Source organism: Arthrobacter sp. MAHUQ-56 (assembly GCF_019710585.1).
Classification (GTDB): Bacteria; Actinomycetota; Actinomycetes; order Actinomycetales; family Micrococcaceae; genus Arthrobacter.
Genome location: NZ_JAIFZQ010000008.1, coordinates 486552 through 500931, shown reverse-complemented (window position 1 = coordinate 500931; position 14380 = coordinate 486552). Strand labels below are relative to the sequence as shown.

The 14380-nt window shown below is 68.0% G+C and carries 16 protein-coding genes; 1 reads left to right on the top strand and 15 read right to left on the bottom strand.

Annotated features, from left to right (window positions below; all coding sequences use genetic code 11):
* Positions 1-23: 23 nt before the first annotated feature.
* Positions 24-659: a TetR/AcrR family transcriptional regulator gene (locus tag K4G53_RS06530; RefSeq protein ID WP_221384683.1), complete on the bottom strand. Its 636-nt coding sequence runs from the start codon at positions 657-659 to the stop codon at positions 24-26.
* Positions 660-787: 128 nt separating this feature from the next.
* Between K4G53_RS06530 and K4G53_RS06525 the strand changes: the two genes are divergently transcribed.
* Positions 788-1054, top strand: a complete 267-nt coding sequence (locus K4G53_RS06525) for a hypothetical protein (RefSeq protein ID WP_221384680.1) — start codon at positions 788-790, stop codon at positions 1052-1054.
* 56 nt (positions 1055-1110) lie between these two features.
* Here K4G53_RS06525 and K4G53_RS06520 read toward each other — a convergent pair whose 3' ends face one another.
* The 14 genes from K4G53_RS06520 to K4G53_RS06455 all read right to left on the bottom strand — a co-directional run bounded on the left by K4G53_RS06520 (position 1111) and on the right by K4G53_RS06455 (position 14374).
* Positions 1111-2040, bottom strand: coding sequence for a pantoate--beta-alanine ligase (locus K4G53_RS06520; RefSeq protein ID WP_221384678.1), 930 nt, complete (start codon positions 2038-2040; stop codon positions 1111-1113).
* On the bottom strand, positions 2041-2934 hold the full coding sequence (locus K4G53_RS06515) for a Rossmann-like and DUF2520 domain-containing protein (RefSeq protein ID WP_221384676.1): 894 nt from the start codon (positions 2932-2934) through the stop codon (positions 2041-2043).
* Positions 2927-4501 (bottom strand): PH domain-containing protein, encoded by a 1575-nt coding sequence (locus K4G53_RS06510; protein ID WP_221384674.1) that lies wholly within the window; start codon positions 4499-4501, stop codon positions 2927-2929. The genes K4G53_RS06515 and K4G53_RS06510 overlap by 8 nt, the downstream gene beginning before the upstream one ends.
* Positions 4498-5010, bottom strand: a complete 513-nt coding sequence (locus K4G53_RS06505; protein WP_221384672.1) for a PH domain-containing protein — start codon at positions 5008-5010, stop codon at positions 4498-4500. Before K4G53_RS06505 ends, K4G53_RS06510 begins: the two co-directional genes overlap by 4 nt.
* Positions 4991-5539 carry a DUF3180 domain-containing protein gene (locus K4G53_RS06500; RefSeq protein WP_221384670.1) on the bottom strand — a complete coding sequence of 183 codons (549 nt, stop codon included), beginning with the start codon at positions 5537-5539 and terminating at the stop codon, positions 4991-4993. Before K4G53_RS06500 ends, K4G53_RS06505 begins: the two co-directional genes overlap by 20 nt.
* A complete protein-coding gene (gene folK / locus K4G53_RS06495; protein WP_221384668.1) occupies positions 5536-6081 on the bottom strand; it encodes a 2-amino-4-hydroxy-6-hydroxymethyldihydropteridine diphosphokinase in 546 nt (181 codons plus the stop codon). The genes K4G53_RS06500 and folK overlap by 4 nt, the downstream gene beginning before the upstream one ends.
* On the bottom strand, positions 6078-6449 hold the full coding sequence (folB, locus tag K4G53_RS06490) for a dihydroneopterin aldolase (protein ID WP_221384666.1): 372 nt from the start codon (positions 6447-6449) through the stop codon (positions 6078-6080). The genes folK and folB overlap by 4 nt, the downstream gene beginning before the upstream one ends.
* A 15-nt stretch (positions 6450-6464) precedes the next feature.
* Complete coding sequence (gene folP / locus K4G53_RS06485) at positions 6465-7415, bottom strand: dihydropteroate synthase (RefSeq protein WP_221384664.1); 951 nt, start codon at positions 7413-7415, stop codon at positions 6465-6467.
* Positions 7416-7424: 9 nt separating this feature from the next.
* Complete coding sequence (folE, locus tag K4G53_RS06480; RefSeq protein WP_221384662.1) at positions 7425-8069, bottom strand: GTP cyclohydrolase I FolE; 645 nt, start codon at positions 8067-8069, stop codon at positions 7425-7427.
* A 9-nt stretch (positions 8070-8078) separates the two neighbouring features.
* A complete protein-coding gene (ftsH, locus tag K4G53_RS06475) occupies positions 8079-10139 on the bottom strand; it encodes an ATP-dependent zinc metalloprotease FtsH (RefSeq protein ID WP_221384660.1) in 2061 nt (686 codons plus the stop codon).
* 159 nt (positions 10140-10298) lie between these two features.
* Complete coding sequence (locus K4G53_RS06470) at positions 10299-11366, bottom strand: LacI family DNA-binding transcriptional regulator (protein WP_260323302.1); 1068 nt, start codon at positions 11364-11366, stop codon at positions 10299-10301.
* A gap of 16 nt (positions 11367-11382) precedes the next feature.
* A complete protein-coding gene (gene hpt / locus K4G53_RS06465; protein WP_131132307.1) occupies positions 11383-11934 on the bottom strand; it encodes a hypoxanthine phosphoribosyltransferase in 552 nt (183 codons plus the stop codon).
* A 31-nt stretch (positions 11935-11965) separates the two neighbouring features.
* A complete protein-coding gene (gene tilS, locus K4G53_RS06460) occupies positions 11966-13039 on the bottom strand; it encodes a tRNA lysidine(34) synthetase TilS (RefSeq protein ID WP_221384792.1) in 1074 nt (357 codons plus the stop codon).
* 144 nt (positions 13040-13183) lie between these two features.
* A complete protein-coding gene (locus tag K4G53_RS06455) occupies positions 13184-14374 on the bottom strand; it encodes a zinc-dependent metalloprotease (protein ID WP_221384652.1) in 1191 nt (396 codons plus the stop codon).
* Positions 14375-14380 lie beyond the last annotated feature (6 nt).

The following is a 14380-nucleotide window of genomic DNA, read 5'->3' as shown; positions in this document are numbered from 1 at the left end:
GGAAGGTAGCCGGGCCGCCGCCGCTACTGGGCCTCCGGCCGGGCCGTGTGGTGCTCGATCAGCCAGCCAGCCATTTGCTGCGCCCGCGTGGCAGCCTGCAGATCGCCGCCCGTGGCCGAAATGATGGATCCCTTCATCAGGATCTGCCAGGACCGGGCGAACTCGTCGGGGCTTGTCAGTCCCGCCTCCTCCGCCAGCGCCTCTACGTGCCCCCGGAGCTTTGCCAGGTAGTCAATGCTGGCCTGGCCCAGGGGGTGGGACGGTCCCATTTCCAGCAGAACATGGATGAAGGTGCTCCCCTCGAAGTCCTCGCGCTGGAACCACTCCCCCAGGACGTCGAAAATCGCCAGCAGGCGCTCAACCGGAGTCCTTCCACGGCGGCGCGCCTGGGTCACGATCGCTTCTACCGTCCAGAGCTTGTCCCGCTGCTCCAGGAATGCCAGGACCAGCGAGTCCTTGGAGGGGAAGTGCCTGTAGAAGGTGGCCTTGGCTACTCCCGAGCGCTCAATGAGCTCATTGACGCCCACATCCCGGATTCCCCGGCGTGAGAAGAGCTCATAGGCCACCGCCAGGATCCGCTCCTCGGAGTTGGCCTGGCCTTCCGGCGCCACCGTCAGCGAAGATGCGGAGGACAACGGGACCTTCGCCTCTGTACTCATAGAACTTGAGTCTACTCCAGGGGGAGACAGACTGGTCTTTCCGGCTGTAGTGTTGACCACGCGCAGTGCTCTCAAACGCCGTGGAGGCCAAACCTTCGGCCGCTTCGGATTGGTGCAAGGAGGCCCCGATGACAGCAGAGCGGATATTCCAGACCGTGCCCTCGGATCCTGATCCCTGGATGTCCAGTGAAACGCCGGCCGAGATCCGGCAGTTCGCCATCGAGTCGCTCCGATGGCAGGCGCAGGAAATTATCGATGAGCTGCTGTGCAGCAAGGACCCGGCCGACGAAGTCGTGCGTAACCGCCTTCGCCGTTGCGTCGCCCGGAATCCCGGCCGCCCGGAACGCGCGCTCCTCGAACAGCTCATGACCAGCCGCGACAGGCCCGGCATCTAGCCAGCCACGCATCCGGCCAGCCCTGCATCCAGGCCAACGGAAGCCCAGCTCCGCAGCTAGGAGCTCAGCGGCATGTTGTCGATCAGCCGCACCGGGCCCACCTTCGCGGCGATAAGGGCCAATGCTTCTCCCCGGAACGGCGTTTCCCTGCAGTTCTCGGCCAGCGGTTCCAGGGTGCCCGGATCCACCACGTCGAAGTAGTCCAATCCCACGAGGGGCTGGGACTCAATCATTGCCTGGGCGGAATCGAGGTCCAACGGCTCGTGCGCGTTGGCTCGTTCCTCCAGCAGCCGCAATGCCCGGGACAGGACCAGCGCCGCTTCCCGCTCTTCGCCTGACAGGAACCGGTTGCGGCTGGACAGCGCCAGGCCGTCGTCCGAACGCACGGTGGGCACGCCCACGATTTCCACCGGAAAATTGAGGTCCGCCGCCATCCGCCGCACCAAGGCCAACTGCTGGGCGTCCTTCTGTCCGAAATAAGCCCGGTACGCGGGCAGGGCAGCCCCGGATGGAGCATCCCCACCGAAACCTTCGGGAAGGCCCGCGGCCGGCATGCCATAGTGCAACAGCTTCGCCACGACGGTCAGTGCTCCATCGAAGTGGCCCGGCCGGGAGGCACCCTCCCACTTTTCCCCGAGCCGGCCGGACGTGACCCGGACCAGCGGTTCCCCGCCGGGGTAGACCTCCTCCACAGAGGGTGCGAAGACCAGGTCCACGCCCTGTTCCTCCAGCAGCACCAGGTCCGCCTCCAAGGTCCTCGGGTACCGGTCCAGGTCCACGGCGTCGCCGAACTGGAGGGGGTTGACGAAGATGCTCGCCACCACCACGTCATTTTGTTCGACGGCGGTGCGCGCCAGTGCAGCATGGCCTTCATGGAGTGCGCCCATGGTGGGCACCAGCCCCTGCGAAATGCCCTTCCGGGACCGGAGGAGCCGCGCGCTCTCTGCCTTCAGGCCGGCCACTGTGGTGACGAGTTGAATGGACATTCAGTCCTCCTTCGGATCGAGGGCCTCATGCAGCCCCTGCAACTGGTCGGGTTTCAGCAGCCCGCGCCCTTCAGCCCGGCGGGCCGTGGCGCGCGCCATCGCAAGGTAGGCCGCCAGCACGTCGCCCTGCCCGCCGCCGTCGTACTCCCGCAACGCCTCCGCGTGGGCACGCACTGTTCCCACGTCACCGCGTGCCACCGGCCCGGTCAGGGCGGACTCGCCCGAGGCCAGCGCGTTCTCCAGCGTTGCGCGCAGCAGCGGACCCAGCATGCGCTCGGGCGACTCCACGCCCACTTCGCGCAGCAACTGCGATGACTGGGCCACCAGGGTGACCAGGTGGTTGGAACCGTGTGCCAGCGCCGCGTGGTAAAGAGTCCGGTCGGCCTCGGCGATGACCACCGGCTCGGCCCCCATCTCCACTACCAGCGCCTGCGCGATGGGAAGCATCGCCGCGTCAGCGGTCACCCCGAACGTGCAGTCAAGCAGGCGCGTCAGGTCAAGGCTCATGCCCGTGAACGTCATGGCCGGGTGCAGTGCCAGCGGGACGGCCCCTGCGGCGCGGACCGGGCGCAGCACGCCCACGCCGAACCGGCCGGAAGTGTGGGCAACCAGCTGGCCGGGCTGCCAGGCCCCCAGCTTCGCCAAGCCCTCCACGAGGTCCGGCAGGGCGTCGTCCGGCACGGCCAGCAGCACCAATTCTGCGCGCTCCACGATGTCTTGGACCTCCAGGACGGGGACGCCGGGCAGCAGCGCCTCGGCCCGTTCACGGCTGGCCTCGGATACCGCTGAAACCCCGACGACGGCATGCTCGGCTGCGCGCAAGGCAGCACCAAGCACGGCGCCGACCTTTCCTGCGCCGATGATTCCGACGCCAAGGCGTCCGGGCTTAGCCATGCTGTGGGCCTTCCTGTTGGTGGTTGGTCGGGGCAGCGGGCGCGCTGCCGGCGACGGCCACGCCTGCGGCGTTCGGCGGGCCTTCTACTGCCGGCGGGACCACCTGCCGAAGCCATTGTTCCGTTGTCTGCCGCGTCCGGGCCAGCCGGGCGCGGGCGGCCTGGTCGTCGAAGAGCTGCCTCGCCTCATCCAGCCCCGCCTGGACCAGCCGAGGGGATACGGGTCCTGCCGTGGTGTGCAGGACCAGGTCCGCCACCCGGAAACGGCGCGCCAGGGGGCCTTGGTGCAGTGCCATTGACTGCGTCCTCTGGTGCGGGACCACCACCAGCTCACGCCACCAGCGGCCCGACCGGATCAACAGGGCCGTGCCGGTCGCTGTGAAACCGTTCCGGCGCCATGCCAGCGGTGCCAGCAGCCGGGCCCGGCGCGGCGTGGTGACGAATCCGCCGTCGGAATCCCTTCCGGCGAGTCCGGCCCCGAACACCGTGTCCGGTTGCGTGGTGCCGGGATCCGGCAGCACGAGCGCGAGGATGTTCAGGGCGTCGGCGAGCTTGCCCACTGGCAGCAGGGTGGTCCTGGTGTTCCCCGCGGCCGCGTTCCCGGCCAAGCCGTACCCGGCCACGTTGACCTGCACCCGGTACCAGCCGAACGGACGCCACAGTGGCGGCTGGGCAATCTTCACCGCCTGGATCCGGCCGGGCGGGAGCGTCTGGGCCTGGGTGTCCAGCAACCCGTACCGCAGGCGGATCCCGTCGGGCGAGATGGCGGCGGTGAAGTTGTAGCCCTTGGTGAAAAGGTTCCAATAGTTGGCTGCGAGGCCCAGTGCCGCCGGAACCAGGTAGAAGTAGAAGGCGCGGTTATCCGTCACGGCGGACAGCAGCACTGTCGCGACGCCGCCCAGCACCACGAAGAAGCTTTGCTCGCTCAGCAGCAGCGAACCGATAAGGCGCGACGGCGGCACGGTGAGTACCTGGTATTCCGGCGCCTCGGGTGCGTGGTTGCCGGCGTGCTCCGCTGCGGGAACGGCGCCGGAGGCCTGGGCGAGGATGGTGGCGCGAAGCCGGCGGGCGTCGTCGATCCTCAGGTAGGCCAGGCGCACTGCCGACTCGCCGGCGTCGGCCACCTCGAACTTGAGCTCGGCCAAGCCGAAGATGCGGGCCAGCAGGGGCTGCTCGATGTCTATCGCCTGCACCCGGTCCAGCCGGGCCTGGCGGTGCTGGCGGAACAGGAATCCGCTGTCCACCCGCACATAGCCACCGGACACCTGGTACTTGGTGAAGTACCAGGTGAGGACGAACCCCAGCACCGCCACGGCCAGCACAGTACCGCCGCCGGCCAGGAGCCACGGAGCCCGCCGGGCCAGGCCCTCCTCGAAGATCGGCTGTCCCTGCAGGAGGCGTTCGAAGATGTCCCGGCCAAAGAAGAACACGATGGCGGCCAGCGCAACCCAGCCCCGCACAAACGGCGAGGCAGGATGCACGCGCCGCCATTCGTCGTCGGACGCTCCTAATGCTTCCTGGCCGGCCGCCGTAGTTGGGACCGCAGGCCGCTGGCCGTCAGCGGTCACAGCCCTGCCAGCCTGGCTTCGCCGCGCGCGGCCAGCTGCTCACGGAGCCGTGCCCCCTCTGCTGCCGGCAGGCCGGGGATGCGCGCGTTGGTGCCGGGCGAAGCGGTGTGCAGCTTCAGCGTGCAGAGGCCCAGGCCGCGTTCCACGGGCCCCACGGCGATGTCGACGTACTGCATCCGGCCGTACGGCACGGCCATGGCGCGCTGGAAGAAGATGCCGCTCCTGATCAGGAGGTCGTCGTCGCGCTCCGCGTAGCCGATGGCGCGGACCTGCCGCGGAATCAACGCCAGCCGCCACAGCGCCACGACCAGCATCACGGCAGGCACGGCGATGGCCAGTCCCAGCGGCGGCCAGGACCACCAGCCCAGAAGTACGAAACCCAGCGGAAGGGACAGGACCAGGACCATGGCGAGGTTGGCGAGGGCCCACTCCACCAGCCGCACCGTCACATATTTGGGTGAAACCCGCTGCCAGTCGATACCGGGCGGGTCAATCGCCTCGGTACGCATACTCGCCTTCCCCGGCGGCCTCTCCACGGGCGGCGCGGCCCTTCTTGCCCTCCACGCCGGTGGTGTCTCCGTCCTCCGGGGGGATCCGGCAGAACCGCTCCACCACGAGGCCCACCACGATCATCACCAGGCCGCCGCCGCCCATGACCAGGGCCAGCCAGGTGATGCCCTGGTCGCTGCGCAGGCTCCAGATCCTCAGCTGGTCCAGGAAGATCCCCACGTGCCAGCCCAGCAGCACCGTCCCCGCGTAGGCGCAGGCCTGCGCCAGGACGAGCGTCCGGGCGGCCAGAAGCGGGTCCAGCTGCGTCTTCTTCGCCTTGCTCTCCGGCTTGTGGCTGTTTCGCCACCGCAGGACCCGGATCCCGAGGACCAGGGTAATGATGACGATCACGGCCATGGTGGCCAGCGCAGTGGGAGGCAGGACCGGAGTGGACATGCCGTACCGGCTGGTGACCACGGTTGCCGACCAGCCCGCCACCGCAAGGATGACGCCGATCAGCATCAGGCGCAGCGGATTGACCGGCTTCATCGTTCCTCCACCGCTCCCGCCGTGGGCATGCCGTCGAAGTCGCCAAAACCATCAAACGGAGCGAGGTCCCCGAAATCGTCGGCCCGGGCGGCCAGCGCGCTGATGCGTTCGCCGTCGAGCGTGGCAGCCGGTTCGATGAGGGACCAGGGGTAGAGGACGAAGGCACGGGAGGCCGCGCGCGGGTGCGGGAGGGTCAGGTCGGGGTCGTCGCTGCGGACATCGCCGTAGGTGATGATGTCGACGTCGAGCGTCCGCGGCCCCCAGTGCACCTCCCTGACGCGGTGGTGCTTGTTTTCCACCGCCTGGCAGTGTTCCAGCAGCCCCTGCGGGGACAGGCAGGTTTCCACTGTGATGACCATGTTCAGGAAGTCCGGCTGCCCCGCGGGGCCGCCCACGGCCTTCGTCTGGACAACCGGCGAAACGGCAAGGAGGCGGACTTCAGGAGGATCCACAAGGTCCGCCACGGCCTCGGTCAGGGTCTCATTGCGTTCCCCGAGGTTGCTGCCCAGCGCCAGCACGGCCTTGGTGTAGATGCCGTTCATGCGCCCACCCTTGGCGCGTCGCGATGGACGGTCACTGCGACGTCGCCGAACGGAACCTCAATAGGGGCCTGCGGCTTGTGCACCGTGACGTCCACGGCCAGGAGCGGGAATTCGCTGAGAAGGCTGTCGGCGATACGCACAGCCAGTGCCTCGATGAGGTTCAGGGGTTCCCCGGAAATCCAGTCAGTAATACGCTGCGCCACCTCGCCGTAGTGCGCGGTGTCCATGACGTCGTCAGACTCCGCCGCCTTGGTGAAGTCGAGGTAGAGCACCGCGTCCACCACAAAGGGCTGGCCCTCCCGGCGTTCGAAGTCAAACACGCCGTGATGGCCGACGGCTGTCACACCGGTCAGCGTAATCCTGTCCATCGGGGTCCCCCGGCCCTAGGTGGTTCTGGGTATTGCGGAACTGGGTGCGGCAGCCTTGGGCGCTGCTGCCATGCGGGCGGCGACCTTGACGGCGTCGAGGCTGGATCCGACGTCGTGCACCCGCACGGCCCAGGCTCCGCGGAAGGCGCTGATCGCCGTGATCGCGGCCGTGGCGCCGTCCCGCTCGTCGGGAGCGGCAGACTTGCCGGCCACCGTCAGGAGGGTGCCGAGGAAACGCTTGCGGGAGGCAGCCACCAGGACCTTGTGGCCCAGGCTGTCCAGCTGGTCCAGGTTCTGCAGCAGTTCCCAGTTCTGCGCATCGTTCTTGGCGAAGCCCAGGCCCGGATCGATGATGATCTGCTCCCTGGCGACGCCGGCGGCGTACAGCTTGTCCCGCACTCCTGCCAGCTCCGCGACCACTTCCCCTGCCACGTCCGTGTATTCGGCGAGCGAGTTCATGGTCCTGGCGTCCCCGCGGCGGTGCGTGAGGACATAGGGAGCCTTGGACGCTGCCACCAGCTCCACCATTTCCGGCTCGATGGTCAGCCCGGAGACGTCGTTGATGATGGCCGCGCCGGCCTTCAGGGCAGCGGCTGCGGTGGAGGCATGGGTGGTATCGATGCTGACCAGCGCGCCGGCCTTCACCAGCGCCTCGATGACGGGCAGCACGCGCCGCTGCTCCTCGTCGGGGCTGACGTCATCTGCTCCCGGGCGGGTGGATTCACCGCCGACGTCGATGATGTCGGCGCCCGCGTAGAACATCCGCAGGCCCGCCGCGATGGCGGTGTCCGCCGTGGCGTGCTTGCCGCCGTCGCTGAAGGAATCGGGGGTGACGTTCAAGATCCCCATGACCAGGGTGCGGTCGGTGGGGAGGTCTTCGAAACGCGCTGCCGGGCGCGGTTTGCGCAGGATGGGCAGCGGCGAGGTTGCGGGCCCCGTTCCGGGGGCTGCGGCGAGTGAGTCCATGGTGTGTGGTTACCTTCCGAGGATGAGGCTCATGGCTTCGGCACGGGTGGCCGGGTCATGAAGCTGCCCGCGGACCGCGCTGGTGACGGTCTTCGCTCCGGGCTTGCGGATACCGCGCATCGACATGCACATGTGTTCGCATTCAACAACGACGATGGCACCACGGGGTTTGAGGTGGCGGACCATCGCTTCGACAATCTCAGTGGTCAGGCGCTCCTGCACCTGCGGGCGCCGGGCGTAGATGTCCACCAGCCGGGCCAGCTTGCTGAGCCCTGTGACCCGGCCGTCATGTGACGGAATGTAACCCACATGGGCCACCCCGTGGAACGGCACCAGGTGGTGCTCGCAGGTGGAGTAGAACGGGATGTCCTTGACCAGGACCAGTTCTTCGTGGTCCAGGTCGAAGGTGGTGGACAGGACGTCCGCGGGGTCGTGGTGCAGCCCGGCAAACACCTCGGCGTAGGCCTTGGCCACGCGCTTGGGGGTGTCTATCAGGCCGCCGCGGTCCGGGTCCTCGCCAATGGCCAGCAGGATCTCGCGGACAGCCGCTTCGATCCTTGGCCGGTCCACTTTGTCGTGCTTTGAATGGGAGGAAACGCCCTCCGCCACGGAAGTGGCGGAGGGGGAAACGTCGTCGTCGTCGAAGGAATTCACAGGGAAAGCTTAGCCGCGAAGGGTGTCAGGACCCGAGTCGGGGGTTCCTCCCCGGAACGGGGCATCCTCGGAAACGCCCTGCGCGTGCGGGGGCTGGGCGTCCAGCGGTTCGTCCATCCTGGCCCTCTTGGCCTCTTCCTGGGCTTCCCGTTCAGCCCGCTCCTGGCGGGTCTCCACGGGGCCCGCAAGGACCGGGCGGGTCTCCTTGGACAGCCACACTTCGCGGAAGTCGCGCTTCCGGACGTCCCGGAAGATGTCGGCGATTTCTGCCTGGTTAAGGGTCTCCCGCTCCAGCAGTTCCAGGGCGAGAAGGTCCAGGATGTCCCGGTTCTCCGTGAGGATGGCGTACGCCTCGTCGTGGGCCTGGTCGATCAGGCGGCGCACTTCCTCGTCCACCACGTAGGCGATCTGGTCGGAGTAGTTGCGCTCGTGCCCGGCATCGCGGCCCAGGAAGGGTTCGCCACCGCCCTGGCCGAGGCGGACAGCACCAACGCGTTCGCTCATGCCGTACTCGGTGACCATCTTGCGCGCGGTGCCGGTGGCCTTTTCGATGTCGTTGGAGGCGCCGGTGGACGGATCGTGGAACACGATCTCCTCGGCGACGCGCCCGCCCATGGCGTAGGCCATCTGGTCCAGGAGCTCGTTGCGGGTGATGGAGTACTTGTCGTTCTCCGGAACCACCATGGTGTAGCCAAGGGCGCGGCCGCGGGGAAGGATGGTGATCTTGGTGACCGGCGCGGAGTTCCGCAGCGCCGCGGCAACAAGCGCGTGGCCGCCCTCGTGGTAGGCGGTGATCTTGCGCTCGTGTTCCTTCATGACCCGGCTGCGCTTCTGCGGGCCGGCCATGACGCGGTCGATCGCCTCGTCCAGGGCACGGTCGTCGATCAGGTTGGCATTGGAGCGCGCGGTCAGCAGCGCCGCCTCGTTGAGGACGTTGGCGAGATCGGCACCGGTATAGCCGGGGGTTTTCTTCGCAACGGCCTTGAGGTCCACGCCGGGCGCCATCGGCTTCCCCTTGGCGTGCACCTGCAGGATCTGGTCGCGGCCGATCAGGTCCGGTGCCTCCACGGAGACCTGGCGGTCGAAACGGCCGGGACGCAGCAGCGCCGGGTCCAGGACGTCGGGCCGGTTGGTGGCGGCGATGAGGATGACGTTGGTCTTGACGTCGAAGCCGTCCATTTCCACCAGCAGCTGGTTCAGGGTCTGCTCGCGTTCGTCGTTGCCGCCGCCGATGCCGGCGCCGCGGTGGCGGCCTACGGCGTCGATTTCATCCACGAAGATGATGGCCGGGGAGTTCGCCTTGGCCTGTTCGAAGAGGTCGCGGACGCGCGAGGCGCCGACGCCGACGAACATTTCCACGAAGTCCGAGCCCGAGATGGAGAAGAAGGGGACACCGGCTTCACCGGCAACTGCACGGGCCAGCAGGGTCTTGCCGGTGCCCGGAGGGCCATACAGGAGCACACCCTTGGGGATCTTGGCGCCGACCGCCTGGAACTTGGCCGGTTCCTGCAGGAATTCCTTGATTTCCTGCAGTTCCTCCACTGCCTCGTCGGCACCTGCAACGTCGGCGAAGGTCACCTGCGGCATGTCCTTGCTGACCATCTTGGCCTTGGACTTGCCGAACTGCATGATCTTGGAGCCGCCGCCCTGCATGCGGGTCATCAGGAACCAGAAGAGGGCGCCCAGCAGGATGACCGGGATCAACAGGGACAGCAGGCCGGAGAACCAGTTGCTCTCGATCGGCTGGTCGGTGAAGCCCTGGGCCGGCTTGGCGTCGGTGACAGCCTTCACCACGTCCTGCGCGCGGGCATCCACGAAGAAGAACTGGACGCTCTTGCCTTTGTCCTGCCCGTCCAGGTTCAGGTTGTCCTTCAGCGTGAGGTCAACGCGGTTCTCGCCGTCGAAGATCTTTGCCTGCTCCACCTTGTTGCCGGAGAGCAGTTCCAGGCCCTTGTCCGTATCGATCCGTGACGCGCCGCCGGGGGCGAGCGTTGCAAAAGCCACCAGGAGCAGACCGACCACGACGACGATCCAGATGCCCGGGCCTTTGAAGAAGTTCTTAGCTTTCATCTGTTCGGGGGCTGGCCCCGTCCCTTCCGGTAGTGCTGCACGGCGAGTAGTCTGCGCGCGTGATGGTGCTGCGTCAGCTTCTAGCTATACACCGTCCGGAGTACATCACGCATAGTGAAAAGCAAAAGTTCCCTTTGGGCGTAGCGCTTTAAGGCGGCGTCACGGCCTCGCCGGCGCCACGTCCCCCGGCGCAGCGACGGACCCCCGGCTGACCAGCGGACACTCCAGGAGGACCGGCTCCGGTACCGGGCCGGTGGTGCCGGCTTCAATCACGTCGATGAGCCTGTCCGCCGCCCAGGCGCCCATGGCATAGTGCGGCAGGGCCACGGTGGTCAGCCCCGGGTGCAGGTTGGCGGCGATCAGTTCCTGGTCATCGAAGCCCACAATGGACAGGTCCGCGGGGATGGCCAGGCCGCGCTCGGCCGCCGCGCGGTACGCCCCCATGGCCATGCGGTCGTTGTAACAGAAGAGGCCCGACGGCGGGTTGTCGCCGTCGAGGATCCGGCCGGCAGCAGCGTATCCCCCGTCTGCATCGGACGACGCCGTCAGGACCGGCGCGGAGTCGCCATCCAGTCCGGCGCGGGTCAGCGTCTCCCGGAAACCTTGCAGGCGCAGGTGCGTGGAGGGAACGTCCTCGGTGTTGTTCAGGAACCCGATCCGGGTGTGGCCGGCGGCAAGCAGGGCTTCCACCGCGGCGGCCGCCCCGCCATATTCGTCCGGCACCACGGCCGGGAATCCGCCGTCCGCGGTCACCGCGTCCACCAGGACCGCCGGGACCTTGCCCAGGTTGGCCGGGGGCTGCAGCCGGCGGTGGTACATGGTGGCGTAGAGGATCCCGTCCACCTGGCGTTCCAGCAGGGACTCGACGTCCGCTTCCCGCAGGTCCGGGTCGGCTGAGCCTGCGGTATTGATCAGCATCAGCGTGTAGCCGCGCGCGCGGGCGGCCTGGTCTGCGCCGAGGATCATGCGGCCGGCATGCGGCGTGGTGGCCACCTCCTCGCTGACCAGGCCAAGGACGCCGGACCTGCGGCTGCGCAGGGCCTGGGCCAGGCGGTTGGGGCCGTAGCCCAGCTCGACGGCGGCTGCCTTCACTTTGTCCCGTGTCTCCGGGCTGACCCTGGCATAGGACACGTCATTGAGGACATGGGAGACCGTGGTGGCGGACACCCCGGCGGCCCGCGCCACGTCCTTGATGCCGATGCTCCTGGGCAGATCCTTGGGCGGCAAGATGTTGCGGCGCAGCCTACTCGTAGACGTGCGGGGCGAGGGTGCCCACGAAGTCCAGGTTGCGGTACTTCTCGGCGTAGTCCAGGCCGTAGCCCACCACGAACTCGTTGGGGATGTCGTAGCCGACGTACTTGACGTCGATCTCCACCTTGGCCGCCGTCGGCTTGCGGAAGGCGGTGCAGATCTCCACCGATGCGGTGCCGCGGGATTCGAGGTTGGTCTTCAGCCAGGACAGGGTGAGGCCGGAGTCGATGATGTCCTCGACGATCAGCACGTCCTTGCCCATCAGGTCGGTGTCCAGGTCCTTCAGGATGCGCACCACCCCGGACGACTGGGTGCCGGAGCCGTAGGAGGACACGGCCATCCAGTCCATGGAGATGTGGCTGTGCAGCGCGCGCGCAAGGTCCGCCATGACCATCACGGCACCCTTGAGGACGCCCACAATGAGGATCTCGCGGCCTTCGTAGTCCTTGTCGATCTCCGCAGCGAGCTCGGCGATGCGCTGCTGGATCTGTTCCTTGGTGTAGAGAACGTGCTTGAGGTCTGCCTGGACGTCGTTTGAATCCACCAATGGCTCCTGTTTAGATGCGGGGGTGCGACTATTTTGCGGGCGGCTTTTGCGGCCGGAATACTAGCTTCCCACAGCGCGCCCGTTCGCGGGGAACGGAGCCAGGGCGCTCGGGCGTTCCCGGCTGCGGGCCAGGCGTCGATCCTTCCAGCTGGGCCAGCGACAAGCGGTACACGCTGACGCCCCCGGGAAGCTCCACCGGCCCTGCCGATCCCTGCCGCCGCAGCAGCGCTTCCGCCGCTAAAAGGCGCCGGTAACTGGGCTGCTGCCCGCCGGCGTCGGCCGCCGCCTTCGCGATGACCCGGAACCTGATGGCCGGGGCCAGCGCGCGCAAAGCCTCCTCTGGAAGGCTCAGTTCCTTGTCGTCCCGCTCCACGAGGGATGCGTAGGTGCTTTCCGCCACATCCTCCAGGTAGTCGGCGTCCAGCTGCAGGATGGCGGCGGTCCGGGCCAGCGATTCGGCGACGCCGGGACCCAGCTTTTCCTCAAGGTGCGGGAGGACTTCCACCCGGGTACGCGACCGCGCGTAGGCGGGGTCCTCGTTGGTGGGGTCGTGCCAGGGCTCCAGCTCCTCGACCGCACAGATCTCCTCGGTGTCCGCGCGGCGCAGGCCCAGGAAAGGCCGCAGCAGGAGGGCATTGCCCGGGCTGACGCGGGCCGGCCGCATGCCGGCAAGCGAGCGGGTTCCGGAACCGCGGGCCAGGCCCAGGAGTACCTGCTCCGCCTGGTCGTCCAGGGTGTGCCCCAGCAGGACCGCACCGGCGCCCTGTTCCGCCGCGGCGGCTTCCAGCGCTTCGTGCCGGGCTTCGCGCGCGGCGGCTTCCGGGCCCATCCCGGCACCGCCAACCGTGACTTTCCGGATGTCCACCGGTGCGAAGCCGAGTTCCCTCAGGGCCTGGGCGGTGCGGGCGGCGACCTCGGCGGAGCCGTCCTGCAGCTGGTGGTCCACCACTACCGCGCCTGCCGTCAGCGGGTGGCCATCCACATGGCCGCGGCGGGCGAAGTACGCTGCGACGGCGGCAAGCGCCAAGGAATCGGGTCCGCCGCTGCAGGCCACCACCACGTGCCGCGGATATCCGGCCGCGGCCAGGGCGTCCTGCACCATTTTGCGTGCGGTGCCGACGACGGGCGCCAGCCTGCCGGGCCGGCGCCGGCCGCTGCCGCGTGATACGGGGGCCGCCGTTCCGCTGGCAGGTGCGGCCGGCTGAACCCCGGGAGAAGGCTGGTGGGGCACCTGCTCGTCAGGCAATCAGAGCCCCATCCGGTCAAGCCACAGCTTGGCATCGTGGATCTCGGGTTCGGTGGGCAGGTGGTCGGCCGACTCCCATACTTTGTTGAAGCCTTCCATGCCGGCCACGTCCACCACGGCCCGGACGAAGCGGGCGCCGTCGGAGTATTGGCGCATCTTCGCGTCCAGGCCAAGAAGGCTGCGGATGAACTTTTCGATGACGCCGCGGTCCTTGCCGCGGTCGTTGAACCGCTGGCGGATCGTCTTAACCGAGGGGATGATGCTGGCGTCCACGGCGTCCATCACCACGTTGGCGTGGCCTTCGAGGAGGCTCATCACGGCGGTGAGGTGCGAGATGGCTGCCTTTTCCTCGGGGTCCTGCAGCAGGTCCAGGATGGCGCCGCGGCCGGGAGTGTTTCCGTTGACGGAGCGATCCTTGAGGGAACGGGCGGCTGCCGAGGCACGCTCCATCAGGGTGTCGACGTTGCCCAGCAGGTGGCCGCTGAGTTCATCGATCTGTTCCAGCATGTGGTGCCGCAGCCACGGCGCGGCGGCGAACTGCACGCGGTGCGTCTGCTCATGCAGGCAGACCCACAGCCGGAAATCCTCCGGCGTGACGTTGAGCTCCCGCTCCACCGCGACGATGTTCGGTGCCACCAGCAGGAGCCTGCCGGCGGCGGGTGCCGTGGAGTTTTCGGCCAGTGCCGCGAAGGGATCGTACTGGCCCAGGACCTTGCTGGAGAGGAAGGCCAGGACGGCACCAAGCTGGCTGCCGGTAATGGCGCCGCTGACGTTGGCGGCCGCCGGGCTCAGCGTCCCACGGCGGTTGTCCAGCATCTTCTGCATGGCCGGCTTCAGCATCACGGCGAAGCTCTGCGTGTTGGCCTTGGCCCAGGATGCCCGGTCCACCACCAGCACCGAGGAGTCCCGCAGGTCCCGTGCCGCTTCCAGTCCCGTAATCTCATGGACGTGCGGAACGGAGGCGTCCGCGAGCCGGCGCAGGCTGTCCACGGCCTCGCCGATGGCAGCCTGGCTGAGTACCGGGCCGGCGGGAGCCAGCCGCGCTGCTGCGGAGGCTGCGAGATCCCAGTTGATCAGGGAAGGGGCAGCGGTTGATTCGGCTGCGTTGGATGGTGCTGCCGGGGACTGGCCCGTTGGGGACTTATCCGTTGAAGACAGCATCGATGCGGACTCGCGTGAAGTGGACTCCATAGGTCC

Excerpts from the sequence above, each read along its gene's own strand:
- K4G53_RS06530 (WP_221384683.1), bottom strand. The coding sequence starts at position 659 with ATGAGTACAGAGGCGAAGGTCCCGTTGTCCTCCGCATCTTCGCTGACG.
- K4G53_RS06525 (WP_221384680.1), top strand. The coding sequence starts at position 788 with ATGACAGCAGAGCGGATATTCCAGACCGTGCCCTCGGATCCTGATCCC.
- K4G53_RS06520 (WP_221384678.1), bottom strand. The coding sequence starts at position 2,040 with ATGTCCATTCAACTCGTCACCACAGTGGCCGGCCTGAAGGCAGAGAGC.
- K4G53_RS06515 (WP_221384676.1), bottom strand. The coding sequence starts at position 2,934 with ATGGCTAAGCCCGGACGCCTTGGCGTCGGAATCATCGGCGCAGGAAAG.
- K4G53_RS06505 (WP_221384672.1), bottom strand. The coding sequence starts at position 5,010 with ATGCGTACCGAGGCGATTGACCCGCCCGGTATCGACTGGCAGCGGGTT.
- K4G53_RS06500 (WP_221384670.1), bottom strand. The coding sequence starts at position 5,539 with ATGAAGCCGGTCAATCCGCTGCGCCTGATGCTGATCGGCGTCATCCTT.
- folK (WP_221384668.1), bottom strand. The coding sequence starts at position 6,081 with ATGAACGGCATCTACACCAAGGCCGTGCTGGCGCTGGGCAGCAACCTC.
- folB (WP_221384666.1), bottom strand. The coding sequence starts at position 6,449 with ATGGACAGGATTACGCTGACCGGTGTGACAGCCGTCGGCCATCACGGC.
- folP (WP_221384664.1), bottom strand. The coding sequence starts at position 7,415 with ATGGACTCACTCGCCGCAGCCCCCGGAACGGGGCCCGCAACCTCGCCG.
- ftsH (WP_221384660.1), bottom strand. The coding sequence starts at position 10,139 with ATGAAAGCTAAGAACTTCTTCAAAGGCCCGGGCATCTGGATCGTCGTC.
- tilS (WP_221384792.1), bottom strand. The coding sequence starts at position 13,039 with ATGGTGCAGGACGCCCTGGCCGCGGCCGGATATCCGCGGCACGTGGTG.
- K4G53_RS06455 (WP_221384652.1), bottom strand. The coding sequence starts at position 14,374 with ATGGAGTCCACTTCACGCGAGTCCGCATCGATGCTGTCTTCAACGGAT.